Annotated in this window: 21 protein-coding genes and 1 riboswitch; of the genes, 8 read left to right on the forward strand and 13 right to left on the reverse strand. The window is 68.5% G+C overall.

The window, feature by feature from the left end:
* Positions 1-25: 25 nt before the first annotated feature.
* Together cysN and cysD are read right to left on the reverse strand one after the other, a co-directional pair.
* Positions 26-1849, reverse strand: coding sequence for a sulfate adenylyltransferase subunit CysN (cysN, locus tag ACW171_RS09095; protein ID WP_492092853.1), 1824 nt, complete (start codon positions 1847-1849; stop codon positions 26-28).
* Positions 1849-2766, reverse strand: a complete 918-nt coding sequence (gene cysD / locus ACW171_RS09100; protein WP_492092854.1) for a sulfate adenylyltransferase subunit CysD — start codon at positions 2764-2766, stop codon at positions 1849-1851. Before cysD ends, cysN begins: the two co-directional genes overlap by 1 nt.
* A 374-nt stretch (positions 2767-3140) precedes the next feature.
* On the opposite strand from cysD, the gene thrC reads away from it, so the two are divergent.
* Positions 3141-4544 carry a threonine synthase gene (thrC, locus tag ACW171_RS09105; RefSeq protein ID WP_492092855.1) on the forward strand — a complete coding sequence of 468 codons (1404 nt, stop codon included), beginning with the start codon at positions 3141-3143 and terminating at the stop codon, positions 4542-4544.
* A gap of 195 nt (positions 4545-4739) precedes the next feature.
* The gene (locus tag ACW171_RS09110; RefSeq protein WP_492092856.1) at positions 4740-5231 is read left to right on the forward strand and encodes a phytanoyl-CoA dioxygenase family protein; all 492 of its coding nucleotides are present in this window, start codon (positions 4740-4742) and stop codon (positions 5229-5231) included.
* Here the strand turns inward: ACW171_RS09110 and thrB are convergent.
* The 3 genes from thrB to ACW171_RS09125 form a co-directional block, all read right to left on the reverse strand.
* Positions 5220-6164: a homoserine kinase gene (thrB, locus tag ACW171_RS09115; protein ID WP_492092857.1), complete on the reverse strand. Its 945-nt coding sequence runs from the start codon at positions 6162-6164 to the stop codon at positions 5220-5222. The genes ACW171_RS09110 and thrB overlap by 12 nt on opposite strands.
* 3 nt (positions 6165-6167) lie before the next feature.
* Entirely contained in the window at positions 6168-7907 is a 1740-nt protein-coding gene (locus ACW171_RS09120) for an amino acid kinase family protein (RefSeq protein WP_492092858.1), read from the reverse strand.
* Between the two features lie 106 nt (positions 7908-8013).
* Complete coding sequence (locus ACW171_RS09125) at positions 8014-8148, reverse strand: hypothetical protein (protein WP_492092859.1); 135 nt, start codon at positions 8146-8148, stop codon at positions 8014-8016.
* A gap of 190 nt (positions 8149-8338) precedes the next feature.
* Positions 8339-8456, forward strand: a riboswitch (SAM riboswitch).
* Between the two features lie 78 nt (positions 8457-8534).
* Here ACW171_RS09125 and metX point away from each other — a divergent pair.
* Together metX and metB are read left to right on the forward strand one after the other, a co-directional pair.
* Positions 8535-9569, forward strand: coding sequence for a homoserine O-succinyltransferase MetX (metX, locus tag ACW171_RS09130; protein ID WP_492092860.1), 1035 nt, complete (start codon positions 8535-8537; stop codon positions 9567-9569).
* Entirely contained in the window at positions 9566-10747 is a 1182-nt protein-coding gene (gene metB, locus ACW171_RS09135) for a cystathionine gamma-synthase (RefSeq protein ID WP_492092861.1), read from the forward strand. Before metX ends, metB begins: the two co-directional genes overlap by 4 nt.
* A gap of 113 nt (positions 10748-10860) precedes the next feature.
* Here metB and ACW171_RS09140 read toward each other — a convergent pair whose 3' ends face one another.
* Complete coding sequence (locus tag ACW171_RS09140) at positions 10861-11079, reverse strand: DUF5961 family protein (RefSeq protein ID WP_492092862.1); 219 nt, start codon at positions 11077-11079, stop codon at positions 10861-10863.
* Between the two features lie 349 nt (positions 11080-11428).
* The gene (locus ACW171_RS09145; RefSeq protein ID WP_492092863.1) at positions 11429-12283 is read right to left on the reverse strand and encodes an LD-carboxypeptidase; all 855 of its coding nucleotides are present in this window, start codon (positions 12281-12283) and stop codon (positions 11429-11431) included.
* 68 nt (positions 12284-12351) lie between these two features.
* Between ACW171_RS09145 and ACW171_RS09150 the strand changes: the two genes are divergently transcribed.
* Entirely contained in the window at positions 12352-13758 is a 1407-nt protein-coding gene (locus ACW171_RS09150) for a UDP-N-acetylmuramate--L-alanine ligase (RefSeq protein WP_492092864.1), read from the forward strand.
* Positions 13759-13830: 72 nt separating this feature from the next.
* Positions 13831-15852, forward strand: coding sequence for a TonB-dependent receptor (locus ACW171_RS09155; protein ID WP_492092865.1), 2022 nt, complete (start codon positions 13831-13833; stop codon positions 15850-15852).
* 174 nt (positions 15853-16026) lie between these two features.
* Here ACW171_RS09155 and ACW171_RS09160 read toward each other — a convergent pair whose 3' ends face one another.
* The 4 genes from ACW171_RS09160 to ACW171_RS09175 form a co-directional block, all read right to left on the reverse strand.
* The gene (locus ACW171_RS09160; protein ID WP_492092866.1) at positions 16027-16707 is read right to left on the reverse strand and encodes a Fe2+-dependent dioxygenase; all 681 of its coding nucleotides are present in this window, start codon (positions 16705-16707) and stop codon (positions 16027-16029) included.
* Positions 16708-16732: 25 nt separating this feature from the next.
* Entirely contained in the window at positions 16733-19000 is a 2268-nt protein-coding gene (locus tag ACW171_RS09165; RefSeq protein WP_492092867.1) for a TonB-dependent receptor, read from the reverse strand.
* A 147-nt stretch (positions 19001-19147) separates the two neighbouring features.
* Positions 19148-20209 carry a phospholipase C/P1 nuclease family protein gene (locus ACW171_RS09170; protein ID WP_492092868.1) on the reverse strand — a complete coding sequence of 354 codons (1062 nt, stop codon included), beginning with the start codon at positions 20207-20209 and terminating at the stop codon, positions 19148-19150.
* A gap of 29 nt (positions 20210-20238) precedes the next feature.
* Positions 20239-20913 carry a nitroreductase family protein gene (locus ACW171_RS09175; RefSeq protein WP_492092869.1) on the reverse strand — a complete coding sequence of 225 codons (675 nt, stop codon included), beginning with the start codon at positions 20911-20913 and terminating at the stop codon, positions 20239-20241.
* Positions 20914-21012: 99 nt separating this feature from the next.
* On the opposite strand from ACW171_RS09175, the gene ACW171_RS09180 reads away from it, so the two are divergent.
* Complete coding sequence (locus tag ACW171_RS09180) at positions 21013-22371, forward strand: M28 family metallopeptidase (protein ID WP_492092870.1); 1359 nt, start codon at positions 21013-21015, stop codon at positions 22369-22371.
* A 31-nt stretch (positions 22372-22402) separates the two neighbouring features.
* Here the strand turns inward: ACW171_RS09180 and ACW171_RS09185 are convergent, their stop codons facing one another.
* Positions 22403-22990, reverse strand: coding sequence for a glutathione S-transferase family protein (locus tag ACW171_RS09185; RefSeq protein WP_492092871.1), 588 nt, complete (start codon positions 22988-22990; stop codon positions 22403-22405).
* 339 nt (positions 22991-23329) lie between these two features.
* On the opposite strand from ACW171_RS09185, the gene ACW171_RS09190 reads away from it, so the two are divergent.
* The gene (locus ACW171_RS09190; protein WP_492092872.1) at positions 23330-23767 is read left to right on the forward strand and encodes a 3D domain-containing protein; all 438 of its coding nucleotides are present in this window, start codon (positions 23330-23332) and stop codon (positions 23765-23767) included.
* A 70-nt stretch (positions 23768-23837) separates the two neighbouring features.
* Here ACW171_RS09190 and ACW171_RS09195 read toward each other — a convergent pair whose 3' ends face one another.
* Positions 23838-24158: an Mpo1-like protein gene (locus tag ACW171_RS09195; RefSeq protein ID WP_492092873.1), complete on the reverse strand. Its 321-nt coding sequence runs from the start codon at positions 24156-24158 to the stop codon at positions 23838-23840.
* Between the last annotated feature and the right edge of the window lie 33 nt (positions 24159-24191).

A 24191-nucleotide genomic window follows, 5' to 3' on the forward strand; every position in this document is an offset into this window, starting at 1 on the left:
CCCATAGGCGCAAAACCCCCGAAAGTCAGCCCAGCCCCAGCCGCTTGACGATGACCTCGACCGCCTCCACCGCACTGAGGGCCGTGGTGTCGATGACGATCTCGGCGGCTTCGGGCGCCTCATACGGGCTGTCGATCCCGGTGAAGTTCTTCAGGTCGCCCGCCCGCGCCTTGGCGTACAGCCCCTTCACGTCCCGCGCCTCGGCGACCGCCAGAGGCGCATCGACGAACACCTCCAGGAACTCCCCCGGGGTCATCATCTCCCGCGCCATCCGCCGCTCCGCCCGGAACGGAGAGATGAAGGCCGTGATGACGATCAGGCCCGCATCCGCCATCAGCCGCGCCACCTCGGCGACCCGGCGAATGTTCTCGACCCGGTCCTCCTCGGTGAAGCCCAGATCCCGGTTCAGACCGTGACGGACGTTGTCCCCATCCAGCAGATAGGTATGCCGCCCCAGGGCATGCAGCCGCTTGTCCACCAGGTTGGCGATGGTGGATTTGCCGGCCCCGGACAGTCCGGTCAGCCAGACGACGGCGCCGGTCTGGCCCTTCATCGCCGCCCGCGCATCGCGGTCCACGTCGATGGCCTGCCAGTGGATGTTGTCGGCGCGGCGGAGCGCATAGCGGATCATCCCCGCCCCTACCGTCCGGTTGGTGATCCGGTCGATCAGGATGAACCCGCCGAGATCCCGGTTCGTCTCATAGGGTTCGAAGGCGATCGGCCGATCCAGCGACAGATTGCAGACCGCGATGTCGTTGAGCTCCAGCCGCTTGGCCGCCAGCTTCTCCAGCGTGTTGACGTTGACCCGGTGCTTGATCGCCGTGACCTGGGCCGTCGCCGTGCGCGCCCCCACCTTCAGCAGGTAGGACCGGCCGGGCGACAGGGTCTCCTCGTCCATCCAGACGACGGTCGCCTCGAACTGGTCCGCCACCTCGGCCGGGCTGTCCCCCGCCACGATCACGTCGCCGCGCGAGACGTCGATTTCGTCCCCCAGCGTCAGGGTGACCGACTGGCCCGCCGCCGCCTCGGCGAGGTCGCCAGGCAGGACCACGATCCGCGCGATCCGACTCTCGCGCCCGGCGGGCAGAACCCGCACCCGATCGCCGGGCCGCACGGTCCCGGCCGCGATCTGCCCCGCATAGCCGCGAAACTCCGGGCTCGGACGATTGACCCACTGCACCGGCATCCGGAACGGCTGGGCCGCCGCATCGTCGCCGACCTCGACGCCTTCCAGCCACTCCAGCAAGGTCGGCTGATCGAACCCGTCCGGCGACGGCGCCACGACGCCCTCCCCCGTCAGTCCCGACAGGGCGATCGGCGTCACATCATCCAGCCCGATGCTGTCTGCGAAGGCGCGATAGTCCTCCACGATCTCGCCGAACAGGCCCTCGTCCCAACCGACGAGGTCCATCTTGTTGACCGCCAGCACGACCTTCCGGATGCCCAGCAGGGCGCACAGGTACGAATGCCGCCGCGTCTGGACCAGCACCCCCTTCCGCGCATCGATAAGGATCACCGCCGCGTCCGCCGTCGAGGCGCCCGTGACCATGTTGCGCGTGTACTGCTCGTGCCCGGGCGTGTCGGCGACGATGAATTTCCGCCGCTCTGTGGCGAAGAACCGATAGGCCACGTCGATCGTGATCCCCTGTTCCCGCTCGGCCGCCAGCCCGTCGACCAGCAGGGCGAAGTCGATATTCGCCCCTTGCGTCCCGACCCGTTTCGAGTCGGCCTCCAGCGCAGACATCTGGTCGTCGAGGATGGTCTTGGTGTCGTAGAGCAGCCGCCCGATCAGGGTCGACTTGCCGTCGTCGACCGAGCCGCAGGTGATGAAACGCAGCAGGGATTTCATCAAAAATACCCCTCCGCCTTCTTCTTCTCCATCGAGGCGGCCTGGTCGTGATCGATGACCCGACCCTGACGTTCGGAGGTGGTGGAGGCCTTCATCTCGGCGATGATGTCGGCGACCGACGCCGCTTCGCTCTGGACCGCGCCCGTCAGCGGATAGCAGCCCAGGGTCCGGAACCGAACCGACCGCATCGACGGCGTCTCGCCGGGCTTCAACCGCATCCGATCGTCATCGACCAGGATCAGCGCCCCGTCCCGCTCGACCACCGGCCGCTCCGCCGCGAAATACAGCGGCACGACAGGGATCGACTCCTGCTCGATGTATTGCCACACATCCAGCTCGGTCCAGTTCGAGATCGGGAAGACGCGGATGCTCTCCCCCGCCCCGATCCGCGTGTTGTACAGCCGCCAGAGTTCCGGCCTCTGGTTCTTCGGATCCCAGCGATGCCCGGCCGAGCGGAAGGAGAAGATCCGCTCCTTGGCCCGCGACTTCTCCTCGTCGCGCCGGGCCCCGCCGAACGCCGCCTGGAAGCCGTGGTGATCCAGCGCCTGCTTCAGCCCCTCGGTCTTCCATAGGTCGGTGTGCAGCGAGCCATGATCGAACGGATTGATGCCCCGCGACCGCGCGTCCTCGTTGACCCAGATCTTCAGATCGACGTCACCGGCGGCCGCGACCTGGTCACGCAGGGCGTACATGTCCCGGAACTTCCACGTCGTATCGACATGCATCAGGGGGAATGGGATCGGCCCGGGGAAGAAGGCCTTGCGCGCCAGATGCAGCATCACGGCCGAGTCCTTGCCGATCGAATACAGCATCACCGGCCGCTCGATCTCGGCCGCTACCTCCCGCAGGATATGGATGGCCTCGGCCTCCAGCGACTGGAGGTGGGTCAGGCGAGCGGAAGGGTTCGGGTCGGTCACCTGCGTCCGATAGCAACAACCGTGGCGGCGCGCACCCTCTCCCCGTCTCGTCGTCTTCCACGAGCAGGACTGGCAACACTCCGCACAGAAACGGTCGTCTTTATATCTAACGCTCTCCGCGGCGGGGTTATGATGCCGCTGCGGGTATTTGGAAACAGCCCGACCGGCGCTCGGGACGACCCGGACTGGGTTGTCGCTCAGGTCTGATGGTCCCGTATCGAGGGAGATGCAGTGAAAGGTCGGAACGGGCGCCTTGTCGGAGTGGACGCTTCGGACGCTTCGGACGCTTCGGACGGTGTTTTTGAGTCCGGCCGCCGGATTCCAGGCCTGAAAACAGGTGACGCCAAAGGCCGCGCTGACTAACCAGAATAACCATGATCTCCTCCCCCGACCGATACATCTCCACCCGAGGCGACGCTCCTGTCGCGGACTTCGCCGAGGCGCTCCTGCGCGGCATGGCCCCCGACGGCGGCCTCTACATGCCGAACGCCTGGCCGACACTCTCGCCCGACGCCTGGGCGCCCGGACGCAGCTATTCGGGCATGGCCAGACAGACCATGTCGCCCTTCATCGGCGACGCCCTCCCCGCCGGCGCCCTCGACCGCGCGCTCGAGCGTCTGATCGGCGGCTTCGCCCCGGTCGAGGTCACCCCGCTGCGCCGGCTCGAAGACGGCCTCTACATGCTGGAGCTGTTCCACGGCCCCACCGCCGCCTTCAAGGATCTGGCCATGCAGCTGGCCGCGACCCTGTCGTCGGAGGCGCTGAAGGCCTCGGGCGAACGGCTGACGCTGGTCACGGCGACCAGCGGCGACACCGGCGCCGCCGCCGTCGCCGCCTTCGCCAACACCGACCGCGTCCGCCTGATCGTGCTGCATCCGCACGAACGGGTCTCCCCCGTCCAGCGCCGTCAGATGACCACGGTCGATGCGCCCAACGTCCTGAACCTCGCCGTTCGGGGTGACTTCGACGACTGCCAGCGTCTGGTGAAGGGCCTTCTGTCCGACGAGAGCCTGCGCGCCCACGGCCGCTTCTCCAGCGTCAACTCGATCAACTGGGCCCGCCTCGCTGGCCAGATCCCCTACTACGTTTCGGCCGTGTCCCAACTCGCTGCCATGGGCGAGACCCGGGCGCCGGTCTTCGTCGTCCCTACCGGCAATTTCGGCGACGCCTTCGCCGGCATCGCGGCCCAGAAGATGGGTCTGCCGGTCGCCGGCTTCGTCGCCGCCGTGAACCAGAACGACGCCCTCGCCCGCGCCATCAACGACGGCGTCTACGCCAGGAAGGCCGCCGTCGAGACCGCCTCGGTCAGCATGGACGTCCAGGCCCCGTCGAACTTCGAACGCCTGGTGTTCGAGGCCTCCGGGCGTGACGCAGCCGCCACCCGCACCCTCTTCGAGACCTTCGCCGCCGAGGGCACGGTCACCCTGCCCCCCGCACTCCTCGCCGCCGTCCGCGCCCAGGTCTCCGCCGTCTCCGTCGACGAGCCGACCACCCGCGCCGAGATCGCCCACGCCCATGCGACCTGGGGCCAGGTCGTCTGCCCCCACACCGCCGTCGCCCTTTCAGCCGCACGGGGCATCGACCGCTCGCGCGGCCCGGTGATCGCCCTCTCCACCGCCCACCCCGCCAAGTTCGGCAAGGACGTCGCCCCCGTCCTCGGCTTCGATCCCGACCCGCCCAAGGTCATCCGCGACCTCGGCGACCGCGCCGAGCGTTTCGAGGTGATCGAGGCCGATGCGCAGGCTGCCCTGGCGGCCGTGCGCGGCTTCGCGGGCTAGCTTTTGACCAACGCTCCGGATCGCCAGGACTTCATCACGCGCGGCGCGGTTCGGGTTCACAACGGCCTGTCGGAACAAGACCTCCGGGCGATTGAAGCCGCGCTCTCGAACGTCCCCACGGACACGGCAGGCGTCCGGCTGGCTGGCAACCTCGCCTTGCGCGCGCAACTCGCGCCCCAAAAGGGCCCTGCGGTCTTGACCGCCGCCGCGCTGGGCGCCCCGACCTTTCCGGTCCGGGCGGTCCTGTTCGACAAGGGGGCCGAGAACAACTGGGGCCTTGGCTGGCATCAGGACCGAACGATCGTGGTCAAGGGTCGAAGCGACGCCGACGGCTTTGGGCCGTGGTCGATCAAGGCCGGCATGCAGCACGTCACCCCGCCTTTCGAGATTCTCGAGGCCATGGCGACGGTTCGAATCCACCTCGATCCCGTGGATGAAGACAACGCCCCGCTGCTGTTCCTGCCGGGTTCGCACCGGATGGGACGGCTTTCCGAAGCCGATGTGAAGCTGGTCGCCGAGCAGACCCCGGAAAGCACATGTCTTGCCGAGCGTGGCGACATCTGGATTTATTCGACTCCCATCGTCCATGCCTCCCGCCCCGCGACAAAGCCGTCTAGGCGGAGGGTGCTCCAGGTGGATTTCGCCACAACCGCCCTTCGCGGAGGTCTGGATTGGCTAGGCGTATGAGGCCTTCCGCCACCACGCCGCCCGGCGGAAGAAGGCGCCTGGATCCTTGGGCGTCACCAGCTTGGTCGGGTCATGGAAGATGCGGTCGTGCAGCCGGGTCAGGGTGAAGCGGATCGCGGCGGCCTCGCCCAGTCTCGGCAGGGCGGCGGTTTCGGCCCGGTTCAGGGGGCGGACGGCCTCATAGCCCCGCCGGAAGGCTTCGACCGCGCCGGGAATCGGGACGCCGGAACCGTCGAAGCCCCAGGCGCTCAGGGCGATGGCCAGGTCGTAGGCCAGAAGGTCCGTACAGCCGAAATAGAAGTCGATGACCCCCGAAACCTCGCCCCCGTCGAACAGGACATTGTCGGGAAAATAGTCGGCATGGATCGGCCCACGCGGCAAATCCTCCGCCCACGGATCACCCAACCGTGCCAGGGCGGCCTCGACCCCCTCCAGTATCTCGCGATCCTCACCCACCGCCGCCGTCGCCGACCGATCCGCCAGCGCCCTCCACACCACAGGCCCGACCGGATTGGCCCGCTCCACGGGGAAATCCTTCGCCTCCAGATGCAGCCGCGCCAGCATCGCACCCGCCGCCTCGACCTCGTCACCCAAAGGAGCCCGCAGCCAAGCCCCCCGCAACCATTCGATCACCGCCGCCGGCCGCCCGTTCAGCGTCCCGACCCAGTCGCCATTCCTGTCCCGCACCGGCCTCGGTGCCGGAAAGCCCCGCCCGGCCAGATGGTCCGTCAGCCCGAGGCAGAACGGCAGAGAGGCCGCATCCGTCCGTGCCTCAAACAGGGTCAGCACGTGGCGAGCCCCTTCCGTCTCAAGCCGATAGTTGGTGTTCTCCACCCCCTCGGCGATGGGATGCAGCGAGCCGAAGCCTCCCAGCGGATAGTCCGCCAGGAAGGCCCGGGCCTCGTCGTCGGTGACGGGAGTGAAGACGGCCAAGGGCTAGTGGTGTCCCAGCGACGCGTGGCGCGCCCGCACGATGTCGGCGAGGTCCGCCAGCACGCTCTCGGTCGTGGGCCAGCGGCCAGCGCCCCGTCCCTTGCAGGACCACACCCGCCCATCCTCGCCATAGACCTTCAAGCCGTTGCGCTCCCCGTTCAGGCTCTGGAAGAACGGGTCGTCGAGGCCGACGTCAAGCGAAACCGACGCCTTCAGGCCATCGCCGTCGCGCGCGCAGGCGCCGATCTGACGCACCGGGCCGGCGGGCTTGAAGGCGTCGGACAGAACGGCGCAGGGCACATCGGCCTCCGCAGGCGTGCGACCGAAGGCCTCGAAGGCCAGGAGGCGAACCTTCGCGGCCGAGTCGCGGCCTTCCAGATCCGACGACGGGTCCTCTTCCGCGAAGCCTGCGACACGCGCATCGGCCAGGGCATCGGCGAAGTCGGCGCCGGCCTGGAGCCGCGTCAGCATGAAGTTGACCGTGCCGTTCAGCACCGCCTCGAAGCCCTTCACCGGCCCCGCCGCCTTGGCCGCGCGCAGGGTCTCGATCATCGGTGCCCCGCCGCCGACCGCCGCCGAATAGGCCAGCTGCGAGCCGTGGGCGCGGGCGGCGTCGGCAAGGCCTGCGGGATCGCGGCTGATCGCCTGTTTGTTGGCGCTGGCGACATCGATGCCGCGCTCCAGCGCCGCCTTGATCAGGTCGTGACCGGCGCCGCCCTCGGACAGGGCCTCGAGCAGGATGTCGGGCTGAAGATCCAGCAGCGCCTCGCGGTCTGCGGTGAACAGTCCGGCCGGAGCCTCGACGTCGCGGGCCTTCGACGGATCGCGGACCAGGACGCCGACGACCTCGAACCTGGCGTCCTTCCGCAGCCGTTGCAACAGGCCGCCGCCGACCACGCCGCAGCCCGCGATCGCGACCTTCAGCGGCGCGTCCGGCACGGACGGTCCCGGAGGTGCGGAGTGGTCGCCGACCACGGTGCAGTCGGCGCGGCCGAGGGCGGCCACCTCGATCTCGACCGCGCGCTCGTGGGCCATGTCGATGGCGTCGTGCTGGACCAGTGTGCCGCCGTGGCGACGCGCATCGTCCCAGCTGGCCCGGCGATAGCGCAGCGGCTTGCCCGAGGCCGAGGCCGGGTCGCGGTCGTAGAGCCCGTCCACATCCTTCACCAGACGCACCCGGCTGAGGCCGAGCTCAGCGGCCAGGAAGACCGCCGTCAGGTCCGACCCTCCGCGCCCCAGCAATACGACCTTGCCGTTGTCCCCCACGGCGCCGAAGCCCGGAACCACCACCACCTGATGGTCCGCCAGCGCCTTCCACAGGGCGTCGCTGCGCAGCGAGACGGGATGCGCGTGCTCCGACGGACCGTCGGCGACGATGCCCAGTTCGCGTACGGACAATGCGGCCGCGTCGAGGCCAATCCGGTCACAGGCGATCGCCACCAGAGCCGCCGCCTTCTCCTCGCCCAGCGCCACATAGCCTGGAAGAAGATCGTTCTCGTGATCGAGGCCGAGGGCGCGGGCGTCGGCCAGAAGCCGGTCGGTGTGTCCTCCGAGCGCCGAGACCACGGCGATGACCTTCCGGCCCGCGCGGACATGGCCGTAGACCTCGGAGGCGACGGCGGGGGCGCAGGATTGGTCCTGGAGGATGGAGGAGCCGAACTTCAGGACCACCACCTCGGCGGCGGGGGAAGGTTCGGCGAGCGGTTTCTCGACGACGGCGAGGCGGGCGTTGGAGTGGGGCATTGGAGGGTTCCGTTCGGGGAGTGGGGTTTGATTTCGGGCAATAGAAAACCCGCCGGGCCGGGGCCGGGCGGGTCTGGGTTGGCTGAGGTGTTTGTCGACCTGCGCGCTAACCTGTTCCCGCCCGCGAGGGGCCGGTGATGGTCATACCGGTGGTGGTCGAAATGAGGGTGACGAGCGTCATCGACCCGCCTGCGAGTGCGGCGGTCGAGGTCGAAACGGCGATGCGGCCGAGACGGGACACGGGCGAAACCTCTGGAAAATCGTTGATCTCAGGGTGTCGGCAACACAGACCGCCGTCAACCCGGTTCGCGCATCTTTTTTGCGCCCGGCCGCTTCCGCGCGCCTTTTCGGTCACGGAGCGTCCGAGAGACCGAGCCATTGAGGTAGAATTTTCCTCTTGACCGGCGCCGCTCGTGGTCGCAACGTAAAGTCACTCATCAAGACCGACCGAGGGATAGGCCCTACGACGTCGGGGCAACCATCGGTTTCCAGCCGAACGGTGCCAACTCCTGCGAGGACCCGTTTCGGCGGTTCCGCGAGAGATGAGTGGAGCGTCGACGAGGCGACGTCTCCACGATCTGTCATCGCATCCGGAGCCTTGCTGGGCGGGACGATGCAGACGACACCATGGCTTTCGACACTCAACAGATCACCGCAGAACCCCTCTGTCGGCCGGCCCCTTCGATTGCTCGCAAGGGCAATGGCGCGGTCGATATCGCGGTGGAGATTCCCGCCGACTTCCGCCTCAAGTCCGGCGAGCGGCTGGGCCAGCGCAAGATCGTCGGGCGGCTGCATGGCCGGGCCGGGGCGCCGCTGGTGGTCGTGGCCGGGGGCATCTCGGCCGGTCGGTTCGTGCACCGGACCGAGACCAACGGCCTGGGCTGGTGGTCGGGCGCGGTGTCGATCCGGGGTCCGATCGACCTGAGCCGCTTCCAGGTCCTGGCCTTCGATTATGCGCCGGAGGCCGCCGACGGCTCGAAGCCCGTCACCATCACCACTCACGATCAGGCCCGGCTGCTGGGGCTGATCCTGGATCAGATCGGCGATCCGACCGTGGCGGCCTTCGTCGGCTGCTCCTACGGCGGCATGATCGGCCTGGCCTTTGCAGAGCTGTTCCCCGAGCGGGTCGAGCAGTTGATCGTGGTCTCCGCCGCCCACCGCGCCCATCCGCAGGCGACGGCCTGGCGCGGCATCCAGCGCCGCATCCTGCAACTGGCCGAGGCGGCCGGGCGGCCGGAGGATGGCGTCGCCCTGGCCCGCGAGCTGGCCATGACCACCTATCGCACGGCCGAGGAGTTCGCCGAGCGGTTCGAGACCGAGGCCCCGACCTCGGCGGGCCAGGCCTATCCCGTCTGCGAATACCTGACCGCGCGCGGCAAGGCCTACCGGACCCACACGACGCCGGCCCGGTGGCTGTCGCTGTCGGACTCGATCGACCGCCACCAGGTCACGCCCGAGGCCATCAGGACGCCCGTGACCCTGGTCGGCTTCACCTCCGACCGGCTGGTGCCGATCGACGACATCCGCGAACTGGCCGCCCGGCTGCCCGCCCTGTTCCGGCTGGTCGAGGCTCCGTCCCTGTACGGCCACGACGCCTTTCTGAAGGAGGACGAGGCGGTCGCCGCCATCCTCCGTTCCGCGCTCAAGGAGATCGACCAATGACCAAGCGCCCGCACGACGTCCGCACCACCTGCGCCCGCTCCGGCGTCGATACGGACACGGCCCACGGATCGGTCATGCCGCCGCTCTATCTGTCCTCGAACTATTCGTTCGCGGGCTTCGAGCAGAAGCGAAAGTACGACTACTCGCGTTCGGGCAATCCGACCCGGGACGTGCTGGCCGAGACCCTGGCCGAGCTGGAAGGAGGGGCGGGCTGTGTGGTCACGGCGACGGGCATGGCGGCGGTCGACCTGCCGCTGTCGCTGCTGGAGCCCGGCGACCTGCTGATCGCACCGCACGACTGCTACGGCGGGACGCACCGCCTGCTGTGCGCCCGCGCGAAGAAGGGACATTTCGAGGTGCTGTGGGTCGATCAGGGCGACACCGTCGCGCTGGAGGCCGCCCTGGCCCTGAACCCCAAGCTCGTTCTGGTCGAGACGCCGTCGAACCCCCTGCTGCGGGTGGTGGACGTGGCCGATATCTGCACCCGCGCCCACCGCGTCGGCGCCAAGGTGGTGGCGGACAATACCTTCCTGTCGCCGGCGTTGCAGCGGCCGATCGAGCTGGGCGCCGACATCGTGGTCCACTCCACGACGAAGTACATCAACGGGCATTCGGATGTCGTTGGAGGCGCGGTGATCGCGGCGGATCCGTCGGACCACGCGGAGCTCGCCTGGTGGGCCAACTGCCTGGGCGTGACCGGGTCACCGTTCGACGCCTATCTGACCCTGCGCGGGGTGCGGACCCTCTTTGCACGGATCGAGCGGCAGCAGACGACGGCAGGACGGGTGGCTGAGTTGCTGGAGGCCCATCCGTCGGTGTCTGCGGTCCACTATCCGGGGCTGAAGTCGCACCCGAACCATGCCCTGGCCGCGCGCCAGCAGCAGGGGCCGGGCGCCATGCTGAGCTTCGAGCTGGCGGGCGGGGTCGATGCGGTCCGTCAGCTGGTCGAGACGCTCGACGTCTTCACCCTGGCAGAGTCGCTGGGCGGGGTGGAAAGCCTGATCGCCCACCCGGCGACCATGACCCACGCCGCCATGACGCCGGAGGCCCGCGTCGTCGCCGGGATCACCGACGGCCTGCTGCGGTTGTCGGTCGGTCTGGAGCACGAGGACGACCTGATCGCCGATCTGGTGCAGGCGCTGGACGCCCTGGCCACGGTGCGGGCGGAGGCGGCCTGATTGGACTCCGGGGACACCGAGTCCAGAGAGTCCAAAACCTGAGACCGGCTCAGAGGAGATCGATCCATTCCGCTGAGGGAAAAGGAATACGTTCTCTTATCCCGAATAGGGCTCTAGGCGCAGGCCTCGACGTCGTCCGCGTGCAGGTGCACGACGAAACAGTGTTCCGGCCCGCCGTCCTCGGCCTGGACGATGACACGCAGGGCGTCGTTCTCGGCCCAGGGCGAGTGGGCCTCGGCGAAATGGAGCGCGGCGTCTTCGAAGCTTCGCGCCTCGAGGATGTGGCAATGGCCGGTTTCGGTGTGGGCGAGATAACGGGCGGCTTGGGGCATCGGGGCTTCCTGGCTGCTGTCCGACCGCTTGAACGCTTCAGTCGCGAAATGGATTCAACCGGCGTTACGCGGGCTGTGGACGACTCACCGCCCAGGCCTGACTAGGGCCCGCCTCCAGATCGTGAAGGCGGGCCCCGTCGGAAATGATGGGGATACGGTTTTCAACCGCCGCGATCGCATCCCCCGATACGACCGTCGCTCCAGCGAGAACGGCTCCGCCCATCGCGCCGACCATGACCGCCCGTGTCCATGTCGGCAGGGTCGGACACCCGTTACGCCCCATCACGGGCATCTGACGCAGACCCGCGTTCGATGTCGACAGGGTTCGCCGGAGACGGGAGCGATAGGGTTAAGACCGTGGCCCGAACGGCACGACCTTGTTGCGGCTGTCATGGGCGATGTCGGCGAGGCCCAGGTAGGGAATGCCGGAGCGTTCGCACCAGTATTTGACGATCTGTTCGCCGGTCAGGCCGAAGTCGGGCTCGTTGACCGTTACGTCGGTGAAACGGCCCGCGCGGATGCCGGCGAGGCGGCGCATCGAGGGCTGGCTGGTCAGGTGGAACATCATCCGGTCGATGCGATAGGCGGCCTCCGACACATCCTCGATCATCAGGACGTGGCCGGTCAGATCGGGCTCCAGCGGGGTGCCCAGAAGCTGGTCGAGGACGGTCAGGTTGAAGGCGACGGCCGGGCGGGGGTCGGCGGCCAGAGACGGTTCCAGCCAGGGCGTCCGGCCCGTGACCAGCCAGGACAGAGCGCCCTCGGCCGTCTGGTCGTTGCGGACCGAATCCGACGCCATCGGACCGTGGGCGACATGGGGGAAGCCCGCCTTGTAGAGGGCGGCCATCAGGCTGCCGGCGTCGGAATAGCCGAGGTAGCGTTTGGCGCGGGCGACGTCGGTCAGACGCGGGATGATGCTTTCGGCCACGCGGCAGGAGCCATAGCCGCCGCGCGCGAACCAGACGGCGTGGATGTGCGGATCGTTGGCGTATTCGACGAAGGCGTCGGCGCGGGTCTGGTCGTCGCCGGCGAAATGGCCGGACTTGGCGAAGCTGTCGGGGTGGAAGAGGACGCGGATCGGCCCGTCCGGATAGTGTTCGGCCATCCAGGCCTCGACCGCCTCGGCGCGGGCGGGGTTGAAGCGCGAACTGACGCAGACGGCGCCGATCTTGAAGCCGTTGGTGAGCTTGGCGAGATCGGTCACGGACGCTCCGGTGGGCAGGCGGACAAAAGACAGTGGCGCGGGGCCCCGAACCTCTGTTCTAAGGCGGAATGGCCAAAGACGTCTCCTATTTCTTCTGCGGTATCGGCGGCTCGGGCATGCTGCCCCTGGCCATGATCGTCCAGGCGCGGGGCGCCGCGATCGAGGGCTCGGACCGGGCGCTCGACCAGGGCCGGACGCCGGAGAAGTTCGACTGGCTGAAGGCGCACGGCGTGACGTTGCATCCGCAGGATGGGTCGGGCGTGCGCGGCGACCAGATCGTTGTCGCGACCGGCGCGGTCGAGGACACGGTGCCGGACATCGGGGCGGCTAAGCGCGTGGGTGCCGAGATCGTCACGCGGCCCCAGTTGCTGAGCCAGATCTTCAACGCGGCACCGACCTCCGTCGGCGTAGCGGGGACCAGCGGCAAGTCGACGATCACGGGGATGATCGCCTGGATTCTGAGTGAGGCGGGCAAGGCACCGACCGTGATGAACGGGGCGGTGATGCGGAATTTCGCCGACGCGGACCATCCGTTCGCCAGCGCCCTGGTGGGCGGCGCCGACCTGTTCGTGGCCGAGGTGGACGAGAGCGACGGATCGATCGCGCGCTATGATCCGACGGTGGCGGTGGTGTCGAACATCTCGCTGGATCACAAGTCGATGGAGGAACTGCGCGACCTGTTCGGCGGCTTCACCGGGCGGGCGCGGACCGCGGTGCTGAACCTCGACAACGTCGAGACGGCGGCACTGGCGCAGACGATGGTCGACGATGGGCGGGCGGAGGCGGTGCTGACCTTCGCGCTCGGGAACGAGGCGGCGGACTATGCGGCGCACGACCTGGCCCCCCTACCCGCCGGCATGACCTTCGATTTGACCGAGCGGTCGAGCGTGACGCGGATAGCGGCGACCCTGAACGTGCCCGGGGCGCACAATGTCGCCAATGCGCTGGCGGCGCTCGGGGCCGTGCGGGCGCTGGGCGTGTCGCTGGAGGAGGCGGTGAAATCGCTGGAGACATTCGCGGGGATCAAAAGGCGGATGGAGGTGGTCGGCACCGCGAACGGGATCACCGTGCTGGACGATTTCGCCCACAACCCGGACAAGATCGCCGCGACGGTGAAGACGCTGCATGCCTTCGACGGGCGGCTGCTGATCCTGTTCCAGCCGCACGGGTTCGGGCCGCTGAAGCTGATGAAGCGGGAGTTCATCGAGACCTTCGCCGGATTGCTGAAGCCCGACGACGTGCTGCTGATGCCCGAACCCGTCTATTACGGCGGCACGACGGATCGCAGCGTGGGGTCGGAAGACATCGCCGCCGGCGTGCGCGCCGAGGGGCGGAATGCGGAAGCCTTGCACGACCGCGCGGCCTGTGGCGACCGGATCGTGGCGCTGGCCAAACCGGGTGACCGTATCATCGTCATGGGGGCGCGGGACGATACGCTGTCGACCTTCGCAGGCGACCTGCTGGGCCGCCTGTGACCTGAAAGCGCAGGCGAAGGAAAGTTCGCTTTGAGCAGGCAACCGTAGCGGTTGCGGAGTATTCGGTCGGGCATGTTCCAAGACGCCCCCGCCGACCTTCCCGACATCGTCGTCACCGCCGCTCGCCTGCCGCCCGCCGCCGGGGACGCCGCCTTCTCGGTGATCCGGCTGGATGAGCGGATCCTCGGTCGGGCGACGCGGATCGACGAGGCCTTGCAGACCGTGCCGGCCGTCAGCCTATTCCGGCGGACGTCGAGCCTGGCGGCCAATCCGACGACCCAGGGGATTTCTCTGAGGGCCATCGCGCCGTCGGGGGCCGGGCGGACGCTGGTGACGCTCGACGGCGTGCCGCTGAACGACCCGTTCGGCGGCTGGGTGCTGTGGTCGCAGGTCGCGCCGGAGAGCCTGTCGGGGCTCGACATCGTTCGCGGCGCCGGGGCCGGGCCATATGGCGCGGGAGCCCTGACCGGCGTGATCCAGCTGCGGGAGCGGGACACCGACGGCGGGGCGCTGGACGTGTCGGGCGGCGAGTATGGGGGTCAGAGACTGGCGGTCGCGACGACACTGAGCGCGGGCCGGTTCGCCCTGACCGGGGCGGTCCAGCGGGAGCTGAGCGATGGCTATGTGCCGGTGCGCGGGCCGGCGGCGGGGGCGGCCGATACGCCGCTGGATCTGGCGACGCTGAGCGGGTCGTTGCGGGCGGACGTGGCGCTGAGCGATGCGACGGCGCTGTCGCTGCGGGCCTCGGCCTATGAGGAGGATCGCGGGTCGGGGCTGGCGGGCGCGCGGTCGTCGGCGACGGGACAGAGTTATTCGGCGACCGTGTCGCGCACGCCTTCGGCCGAGCGGCTGGGCTGGCGGGCGCAGGTGTGGCGGCGGGAGAGCGACTTCGCCAACACCTCGGCGGCGGTGGCGGCCGGGCGTGGATCGACGACCCCGGCGAACAATCAGTTCGCGACCCCGGCCGAGGGCTGGGGCGCCAATCTCGCGTTGCGGCGCGCGGCGGTCGATCTCGGCGGTGGGTTGCTGGAGTGGGAGCTGGGCGCGGACGCCCGCTTCAACGAGGGCGAGACGCGCGAGCTGTTCCGCAACATGGGGGGTGCCTTCACCCGGTCCCGGGTGGCGGGCGGCGAGACGTCTGTGATGGGCGCTTACGGCGAGGCGTCTTGGACGGCGGGGGCGTGGCTGGTCGCGGGCGGCATGCGGCTCGACGGTTGGGAGAACTCGAACGGGCAGCGGATCGAGCGCGATCTGGCGACGGGCCTGCCGACACTGGACGAGAGCGATCCCGAGCGGTCGGGCGAGGTGGTGTCGGCGCGACTGGCGGCGCGGCGTGAGTTGGACGGCGGACTGGCGGCGCGGGCGGCGGCCTATTCCGGGTTCCGGCCGGCGACGCTGAACGAACTGCACCGGCCGTTCCGGGTCGGCAACGATCTGACCGAGGCCAATGCCGGGCTGGTTCCCGAGGAATTGCAGGGTGTCGAAGCCGGACTGGCCTGGGAGGACGATACATCGTCCGTGGGCGGAACGGTCTTCTGGAACCGGATCGAGGACGCCATCGTCAACGTCACCATCGGCGCCGGGCCGGGCACCTTCCCGAGGGCGGGCTTTGTGCCGGCGGGCGGGGTTCTGCGCCAGCGCCAGAACGCGGGAACGATCGAGGCGGTCGGCGTCGAGCTGACGGCGGGGCATCGGATCGGAGATCGGTTGAGGTTCGACGGGGCGCTGTCGTGGACGGATGCGGAGGTCGATGGCGGGACGGCGGCGGCGCAGCTGACGGGGCTGCGCCCTGCCCAGGCGCCGGAGTGGAGCGCATCGGCCGGGGCGGACTGGCGGGTGGTCGATCGGCTGACCCTGGTCGGGCGGGTGCGGTACGAGAGCGCGCGGTTCGAGGACGATCTGAACAGCCGGGTGCTGGACGAGGCCGTCACGATGGATGCGCGGGCCGAGTACGAGGTTCGCACCGGGGTCGTGGCCTATCTGGCGGCCGACAACCTGTTCGACGCCGAGGTCGAGGTGTCGGAGACCGGCGACGGGGTGGCAGGATACGGGCCGCCGAGGACCGTGCGGGCGGGGCTGTCGCTGAGCTGGTAGCTACCCTTAAGCCCTTTCATCCGTGCACCCCGGCGAAGGCCGGGGTCCAGATGGAAGACTGTGCGCGAAGAACAAAAGACCGGTGCGCTATCCCGGCCGTCCGCGTCCGCAATCTGGACCCCGGCCTTCGCCGGGGTGCACGGGGAATTAAAGGATTGGGGGATTTGGGGACCGTCAGACCTCGGACCACCGCCTCAGCAGGTTGTGATAGACGCCGGTCAGTTCGAGGACTGCCTGATCGGTCGGGCCCTTGTCCACGGCGACGCGCTGGGTGGCGATGTCGAGCTGGAACAGGGTCTCGCGGTCCTGATCGTCGGCGATCAGGGACTGGATCCAGAAGAAGCTCGAGACGCGGGCGCCGCGGGTGACGGGGGTCACGTGGTGCAGGCTGCGCGAAGGATACAGCACCATGTCGCCGGCGGGCAGTTTCACCGTCTGAGGACCGTAGGCGGTCTGGATGGTCAGTTCGCCGCCGTCGTAGTCGGAGGGCTCCGACAGGAAGAGGGTCGCCGACAGGTCGGAGCGGATGCGCAGGCCCGACGGGTGGACGCGGATGGCGTTGTCGACATGGGCAGCGAAGGCCTGGCCGCCTTCGTAGCGATTGAACAGGGGCGGAAAAACCGTGTGCGGAAGGGCCGCCGAGACGAACATCGGGTTGGCGGCCAGGGCCTGCTGGATCAGGGCGCCGACCTCGCGGGCGGCGGCGGAGTCCTCGGGCAGCTGGGCGTTGTTCTTGGCACGGGCGGACTGGTGGCCCGAGGTGACGTTGCCGTCGGTCCAGGGGCCGTCGTCGAGGATGGCGCGGAGGCGGGAGACCTCGTCCTTGCTGAAGACGTCGGGGATGTGCAGCAGCAAGGACGAACTCCTCTCCAGCGAGTCTTCAGAAGCGCAGGTTCAGCGCGAGCGTGGCCGAGCGGGCCGGGGCGACGTCGGCGTGGTGAACGCCGTTGGTGCGCAGGATATACTCTTCATCGCCCGCGTTCTGAACGTTCAGTTGCAGGGCGGCGCGATCGGTCAGGTCGTAGGAGGCGAACAGGTCCACGCGGGTGTATTCCGGGGCGAAGACGCGGTTGCCGCCGCCGCCCGCGCCGCCCTGGTTGCCGCCGAAGCTGTCCGACACATAGTAGATCCCGCCGCCCGCCGAGAAGCGGTCCGTCAGGTTGTAGGTCGAGAACACGCTGAACGAATGCTCGGGCGTATTGGCGAGGGGATCGCCGACATTGACGCTGTTGTAGGCGCCGCGAACCAGCTCTGAGTCCATATAAGTGTAGCCGCCGAAGACCTGCCACCGGGGCGTGATATTGCCCGAGGCCGACAGTTCGACACCCTGAACCTCGACCTCGCCCGCCTGTTCGTAGACGCCCGGGGCGACCAGGATGGCGGCGTTCGTGCGCTCGGTGCGGAACAGGGTCGCGCTGAGCATCAGCTGCTGATGGAACAGGTTCGCCTTGGCGCCGATCTCGTAGCTGGCGGTCTCTTCGGGATCGAGGATCTGGGTCGCGAAGTTGCCCTGGCCATTGGCGGGCGCGCCGTTCTGGTCGCCGCTCGAGATGGTCGGCGGCGTCGAGGAGGTGGCGTATGAGGCGTAGACGCTGGTGTTGCGGGTCGGCTTGAAGACCAGGCCGGCTTGGTAGTTGAAGAAGTCCCAGCTGGCCTGACGCGGGGCCGTGCCGGTCGCGCGCGGGTTCTCGACGCTGTAGTCGTCGTATCGGACGCCGAGGTTCACGATCCACTGCTCGCCGATGGAGATCGAGTCGAAGGCATAGAGGCCGGTCGTCTCGGTCAGGGTCGAGGACACCGCGCCCTTCACGATCGTGCCGGTCCAGGGATCGGACGGGTTCGGATCGTATAGAGGCGTGCAGTCGAAGCCGGTCAGGGGCGCCGGGCAAGCCGAGCCCGAGGTGGTGGTGACCGTGTATGAGGCGTTGTTGTTGCGCTCGCGCGTCAGCTCCAGCCCGACGTCGTAGGAATGCGACAGGCCGCCCCAGTTCAGCGTGCCGAAGATGTCGGTGACGTTGGCCAGGGTCCTGGTCGGGTTCCAGCGCGACTTCAGGCCCCGCTTCATCCAGTAGGTCCCGTTGATCAGGGCGACGCCGTTGTTGGTGATATTGCCGCCGTCGCCCGGGTTGGTGACGACATAGTCGCTGAGGGTCTCTGCATAGCGGGTGACGTTGCGGATGGTCAGGGCGTCCGAGACCCGGTGCTGGAAGTCCAGGGTGAAGGCGTCGCTCTCGCTGACCAGATAGTCACGCGCGGTCAGGCCGTAGAAGCTGTCGTAGGGCACATCCAGAATCCCGCTCTCGGTCGTGCGTACGCCGATCTTGGTGAACAGCGGGATGCCGTAGTCGGGCATCTGGTTCAGGGTGAAGTGGTAGTAGCTGGCGGTCAGGCTGGTGTCGGTTCCCAGGCCCACGCCGGCCGAGACCAGGACGCCCCACTTGTCGTAGTCCACGGCCTCGCGGCCGGCGACGTCGGCCTGGGCGCCCATGAGGTTGATCCGCAGGGCCGAGGTCTCGCCGATCCGGGTATTCCAGTCGACCGCGCCACGGGCATAGGAGTCCGTACCGGTGCCCAGCGAGACATTGGTGAACTCTTCCAGGCGCGGACGCTTGGTCGACAGGTTGATCGAGCCGCCGCCCGAACCCCGGCCGGAATAGACCGAGTCCGGCCCCTTGATGACCTCGACCTGTTCCAGGGCGAAGACGTCGCGCTGGCCGCCGCCGGTGTCGCGAATGCCGTCCAGGAAGATGTTGTTGCCCGACGACTGGCCGCGAATGAACGGGCGATCCGACAGGGGCTGGCCGCCTTCACCGGCGCCGAAGGTGATGCCCGGCGAGGTGCGCAGCAGGTCCTGAAGCGAGGTCGCGCCAGTCTGTTCGATAATCTGCTGCGGGATCACGGTGACGGCGCGCGGCGTGTCGATCGGGTCCGAGGTGAACTGTGGCGAGTTGGGCTCGCGCCGCACGCGACGGCCCTCGACGTCGACGGTTTCGAGCGTCGAGGCCTGGGCCTGCTGCGGTTCGGCCACCGGGTCGGACGCCGTCGCCGACGTCGGTTCGGCCGCCAGGGCGGGAACCGCGCACAGCATGCCGGCGGCGGTGGAGGCGCCGAGAAGGGCGCGGAGGGCATTGGCGTTGGGGAGGGACACTGTGGCGATCCGGTGTTGAAACTGAGATGCGATCGCAATAGACAGTTTGTCGCAGGCCGCAAGTGAAATTGCGAACCATTCTCAGTTTTAACGCCGCCACCGGGTCTCAGACGGCCCTACCCTCTCGGAGCAGTGGGTCCCGGTCGGTCAGTCCTCGCCGATCATGGCCAGCCAGGGATCCGCCGTTCCGGCCTCGACCTCGGCCACCTTGACCGCCGGCCAGCCGATCGACTGTTCGCCGGCCGCGCGCCAGGCCAGGGTGATCAGGTCGCGCAGTTCGGCGGCGCCGGCCGCCAGACGCGCATTGGCGAAGGCCGCGCCCGGCGCGAGGACAGAGGCTTCCGCATTGGCCGCGAAGGCGCCGGTCTTCTCCAGCCGATAGAAGGGCACGACCTCGGCCAGGGTGGCGTTGAGATAGGTCGCCATGCGCGCACGCATCTCGAAGCCTTCCAGGTTCGGCGCCGGCATGGCCGCCTCGACCGCGTCGAGCCGCATGTTGCGGCGGATGAAGGCCCCTTCGAAGGCGCCGTGGGTCTGGCGCGAGTTGGTGAAGCCTTCCGGGTTCGGATGGTCGCCCCAGCCGTTGTAGTGGATCGACATGTGGTGCGGCTGGGCGCCGTCGCCGATGTAGTGCGACAGGAAGCCGATATCGCGCAGGATCAGCGCCTCGCGACGCAGACGGTCCTCGCGATACCAGGCGCGCTTGCCGGCGTCCTGTTCGCGCGCCTCGGCGGCGTTCAGCACGCGCCAGGTGGCGAAGTCGCGGCCAAGCTGCTGCCAGGCGTCCATGATGGCATAGGGCAGGTAGCCCGCGTCGTTGACCTCGATGCCCGCGGCCAGAAGCTGGGCGTCGTATTCGCTCTTCAGTTCCGGCAGTTCGGACAGGGTCGGGCCGCGCGCGTTCATGACGTGGCCGTCGTCGTCCAGATCGACGAAGTGGGCGGTGTCGCGCTCGCGGTCGTGCGGCTGGCCGGCGCCCTTGGAGCGGTCGGGCTCGCGCGACAGCTCGCCCACCTCGGCGGCCGCGCCGGGCTCGCGCAGGAAGGCGGGAAGTTCATCCGGCAGGGCGCGCATGGCGGCGACGCCGACGAAGCGGTGGCCGGTCGAGCCCCAGGCGTCGACCTGGGTCGCGGTGAACAGGCCGCCCGCTCCGACGATCAGGGCGGCGGCGGCGACGAGCGCCATGCGTTGGGAGGATGGACGCTTCATGGCAGGGCTCCGGCTGGGATGATCCGCCGTTAAATCCACGCCGCGACGGCGTCCAGCGGCTTCTTGTCCAGCGCCGCCAGCGGCACGGTCGCGCCCGCCGCCGGGTGACCCGCCACCAGCAGCAGGAAGGGCTTCTCGCCCTCGGGCCGGCCGCAGATCTCCGCCAGGAAACTCATGGGCGCGGGCGTATGGGTCAGGGTCGCCAGGCCGGCGTGATGCAGGGCGGCGATCAGGAAGCCGGTGGCGATGCCGACGCTTTCGGGAACGTAGTAGTTCTTCTTGGCATCGCCCGGTCGCGGGCCGCCGCGTTTCTGGCCGAAGACGGCGATCAGGACAGGCGCGACCTCCAGAAAGCTTTTGTCCGGATCGGTGCCCAGGGGCGCCAGGGCGTCCAGCCATTCCTGGGGCGCCTTGGACGCATAGAATTCGCGTTCCTCGGCCTCGGCCGCCGCACGGATACGGGCGCGGGCCTCAGGGCTTTCTATGACCGAGAAGAACCACGGCTGGTGATTGGCGCCCGACGGCGCCGATGCGGCGGTCAGGATCGCCTTTTCCACCACCGTCCGATCCACCGGGCGGTCCGAGAACTCCCTCACGGTCCGGCGTCGGGTCATCAGGTCGTGGAACACGCAGGCCCTGGACAGGCTCTCGGCGTCGGAGACCTCGGCATAGCCGGTCAGCGGTGTCGCGGGATGATCCTTCATGGTCCCGACCCTAGGGCGGGATCGACCGATGTTCCATCCGGCTTGACGGCACGGCGACCCGCCCCCTACGCCTGCGTGCCTGTTCTGTCGGAGCCCGTCATGAAGCGCCTGTCCCTCGCCGCCGTCTCCCTTATCGCCCTGCTGGCGGCGCCGGCGCTCGCGCAGCAGTCAGCGCCGGTGATCGAACAGAACTCGGTCGCGGCCCACATCGGCTTCCTGGCCGGCGAGGAGCTTCAGGGTCGGGGCAGCGCCACGCGGGACGAGGCGATCGCGGCCGCCTATGTCGCGGCTCAGTTCCGGCTGGCGGGGCTGACCTCGGTTCCGAGCATGGACGGCTTCATCCAGCGCGCTCCGGTGGTGAAGACCACGCCATCGGGCGCCGCCACCCTGACCGTCGGCGGCGTCGCCGTCTCGCAGGGGGCCGACCTGTCGATCCTGTCGGGCGCGACCCGGACGGCGTCCGGCGCCGCCGTCGTGGCGGAAGGGTCGGACGCCGCCGCCATGCCGACCGGCGAGGTCGTCCTGATCGCTCCACCCGAAGGCGCCGGATTCCGTGCCCTGGTCGGCGCGGCCGCCCAGAAGGGCGCCAAACTGATCATTCTTCGCCGGACCGAGGCGCTCGCCGCCCTGGCGGCCGGCGGCGGTCAGGCCCGCACCGCCATTCGCCTGGCCGATGCGCCGGAACGAGGCGGCGCGGTCATCGTCGTCGTCTCGCCCGACGCCTTCGACCGCATGGCTGCCGCAGGCGGCGCGGCCGAGTTCGCCCCAGGCGAGCCGACCGTCGAACAGGGCGTCACCACCAACGCCATCGGCTGGCTGCAGGGGACCGATCCCGACGCCGGCGTCCTGATGATCTCGGCCCACCTGGATCACATCGGCGTTCGGCCGGACCGGGTGGTCATGTACGGCGCCAACGACGACGCATCCGGCACGGTGGCCGTGATCGAACTGGCCAATGCCCTGGCCGCCAGCGGGCCGCACGAGCGCAGCATCCTGTTCGTCGCCTATGGAGCCGAGGAAGCAGGCCTGCTGGGCTCGCGCTATTTCGTCGACCATCCGCCGATACCGCTGGAGGAGATCGCCGCCAACCTGGAGATCGAGATGATCGGCGACCAGGATCCGCAGCTGCCCGCCGGGGTGATGATGATGACCGGGTTCGAGCGGTCGAACTTCGGTGCGGCGCTGAAGGAACGCGGCGCCCTGATCGGACCCGACCCCTATCCGGAACAGAATTTCTTCCAGCGGTCGGATAATTACGCCCTCGCCCTGAAGGGGATCGTCGCCCACACCATCTCAGGCTGGGCCACCATCCCGACCTATCACACGGCCGAGGACACGATCGAGAACCTCAACATCCCCTTCATGACCAACGCCATCCAGTCCCTGGTCGAACCGCTGAAGGCCATGGCCGACGGGGCGTTCATCCCGGAATGGGCTGAGGGTGGACGGCCGGAGTAGATACTTCCCTTCTCCCGTAGGGAGAGAAGGATCAGGTTATTCCGAACGCCGCTTCCACCCGCGCCACCCAGCCCCGGATGTTCGGATAGCCTGCCAGATCGAACCCGCCCTCGTCGGCGACGCGCGTGTAGGCGACCAGCGCGAGATCGGCGAGCGTCGCCCCCTGCCCGCCCGCCAGCCAGTGCGTTTCGGCAAGCGCCGCCTCCATCCGCGCCAGGGCGATGTTCCCGCGCTCGATCAGCCGCGGCTCGACCTCGTCCGCCGTCCGGCCGGCATAGACCCGCTGGAACCGCGCCACAGCGACATAGGGTTCGTGGCTGTATTGTTCCCAGAACAGCCATTCCAGCATCTTCGCCCGTTCCCAGGCGTCGCTCGGAATCCATTCCGTCCCCTCCGCCACATGCAAGAGGATCGCGTTCGACTGGGCCAGGGCGCGGCCGTCCTCGAACACCACGAGCGGGACCTGACCGAATGGATTCAAAAGGAGAAATTCCGGCGTCCGGCTTCCGCCCGACATGATATCGACCTCGACCCAGCGATAATCACGCCGCATGGCGTCGAGCATCCACTTGACCTTCAAGCAGTTACCCGACCGAATATCTCCATGGACAGTAAGCATCGCATTCCAGCAAAGGATTTCTGATCAGCCTATACTGCTATCGCGATTTCCGCCGTTGCCCAAGCCCGGCTCCGCTTGTCTCAGGCAACGGTTGACTGATCCATTCACACTGGGGACGAACGGTCACAGCGGAACGACTGGACACAATTCCGCCCCAGCCCCCAACGATATGCCGACCTGCCGGTACAGTCTTGAGGACCGGTGCCACTACGAGTCTGACCTGTGTTCGATACCCTCGCGGCGTTTGCCATGCTTTGGGCTGCAGCCTTTTCGGCTGGAGATCCGGTACCCTACGAAACGGCCGTCGCGGCCGATCCCGTGGTAGCGATAAGCCCTGAGGTGACGGACGGTTCCAGCGAGGGTTCCGCAGATCTGACCGCCGAACAGGCCGCCCTGATGGCGGCAGACCCCGACTGGAACGCACACGCCAGCCTCTATCATGCAGGCGGCGGCGGCGCGACGGGCAACGATTCGCTCGGCTGCCGTCCGATCCCGATGCGTACCCTGGCCACCGACCCGCGCGTCATTCCCCGTCGCACCAAGCTGTTCATCCGCGAGACGGTCGGCATGCGGATGCAGGACGGCACCATCCACGACGGCTACTGGTATGCCTCGGACACCGGCGGCGCGATCCGCGGCCAGCGCGTCGACCTCTATACAGGCAACGGCCGCGGCTCGATGCAGCCGGTCCTGCGCTTCAATCAGCGGCGCCTGACCATCACCAACGCCGGCCGCTTCGACGGCTGCCCCCCCGCCTGGAACACCGCCTCGAACTGAGGCCTCCTCCAGTCGAACAGACCAAGAGGCGCACGATCGATCGTGCGCCTCTTCTGCGTTCTGGCGCCGACTAGAACCGACGCTTGCCGATGATCGTCTCGAAGAACATGCGCCAGTCGCCCATCAGGCTCCACAGCGGATATTTGAAGGTGGCGGGCCTGTTCTTCTCGAAGAAGAAATGCCCGACCCAGGCGAAACCGTAGCCGATCACCGGCATGGCGACGAACCACCAGGCGCTGACGAAGATCCCCAGCACGGCCGCGACCAGCACCAGGGCCGAGCCGACGATGTGGATGCGGCGGCAGACGCGGTTGGAATGCTCGTGGATGTAATACGGATAGAAGGCTTCGAACGAGGCGAAGCGTTCGCCGTCGGCGGGCATCTGGGTCATGGCGTCAACTTGCCTCCGAAAGCCGGCGGCTGA

The organism is Brevundimonas sp. FV1ye28, from assembly GCF_058681135.1.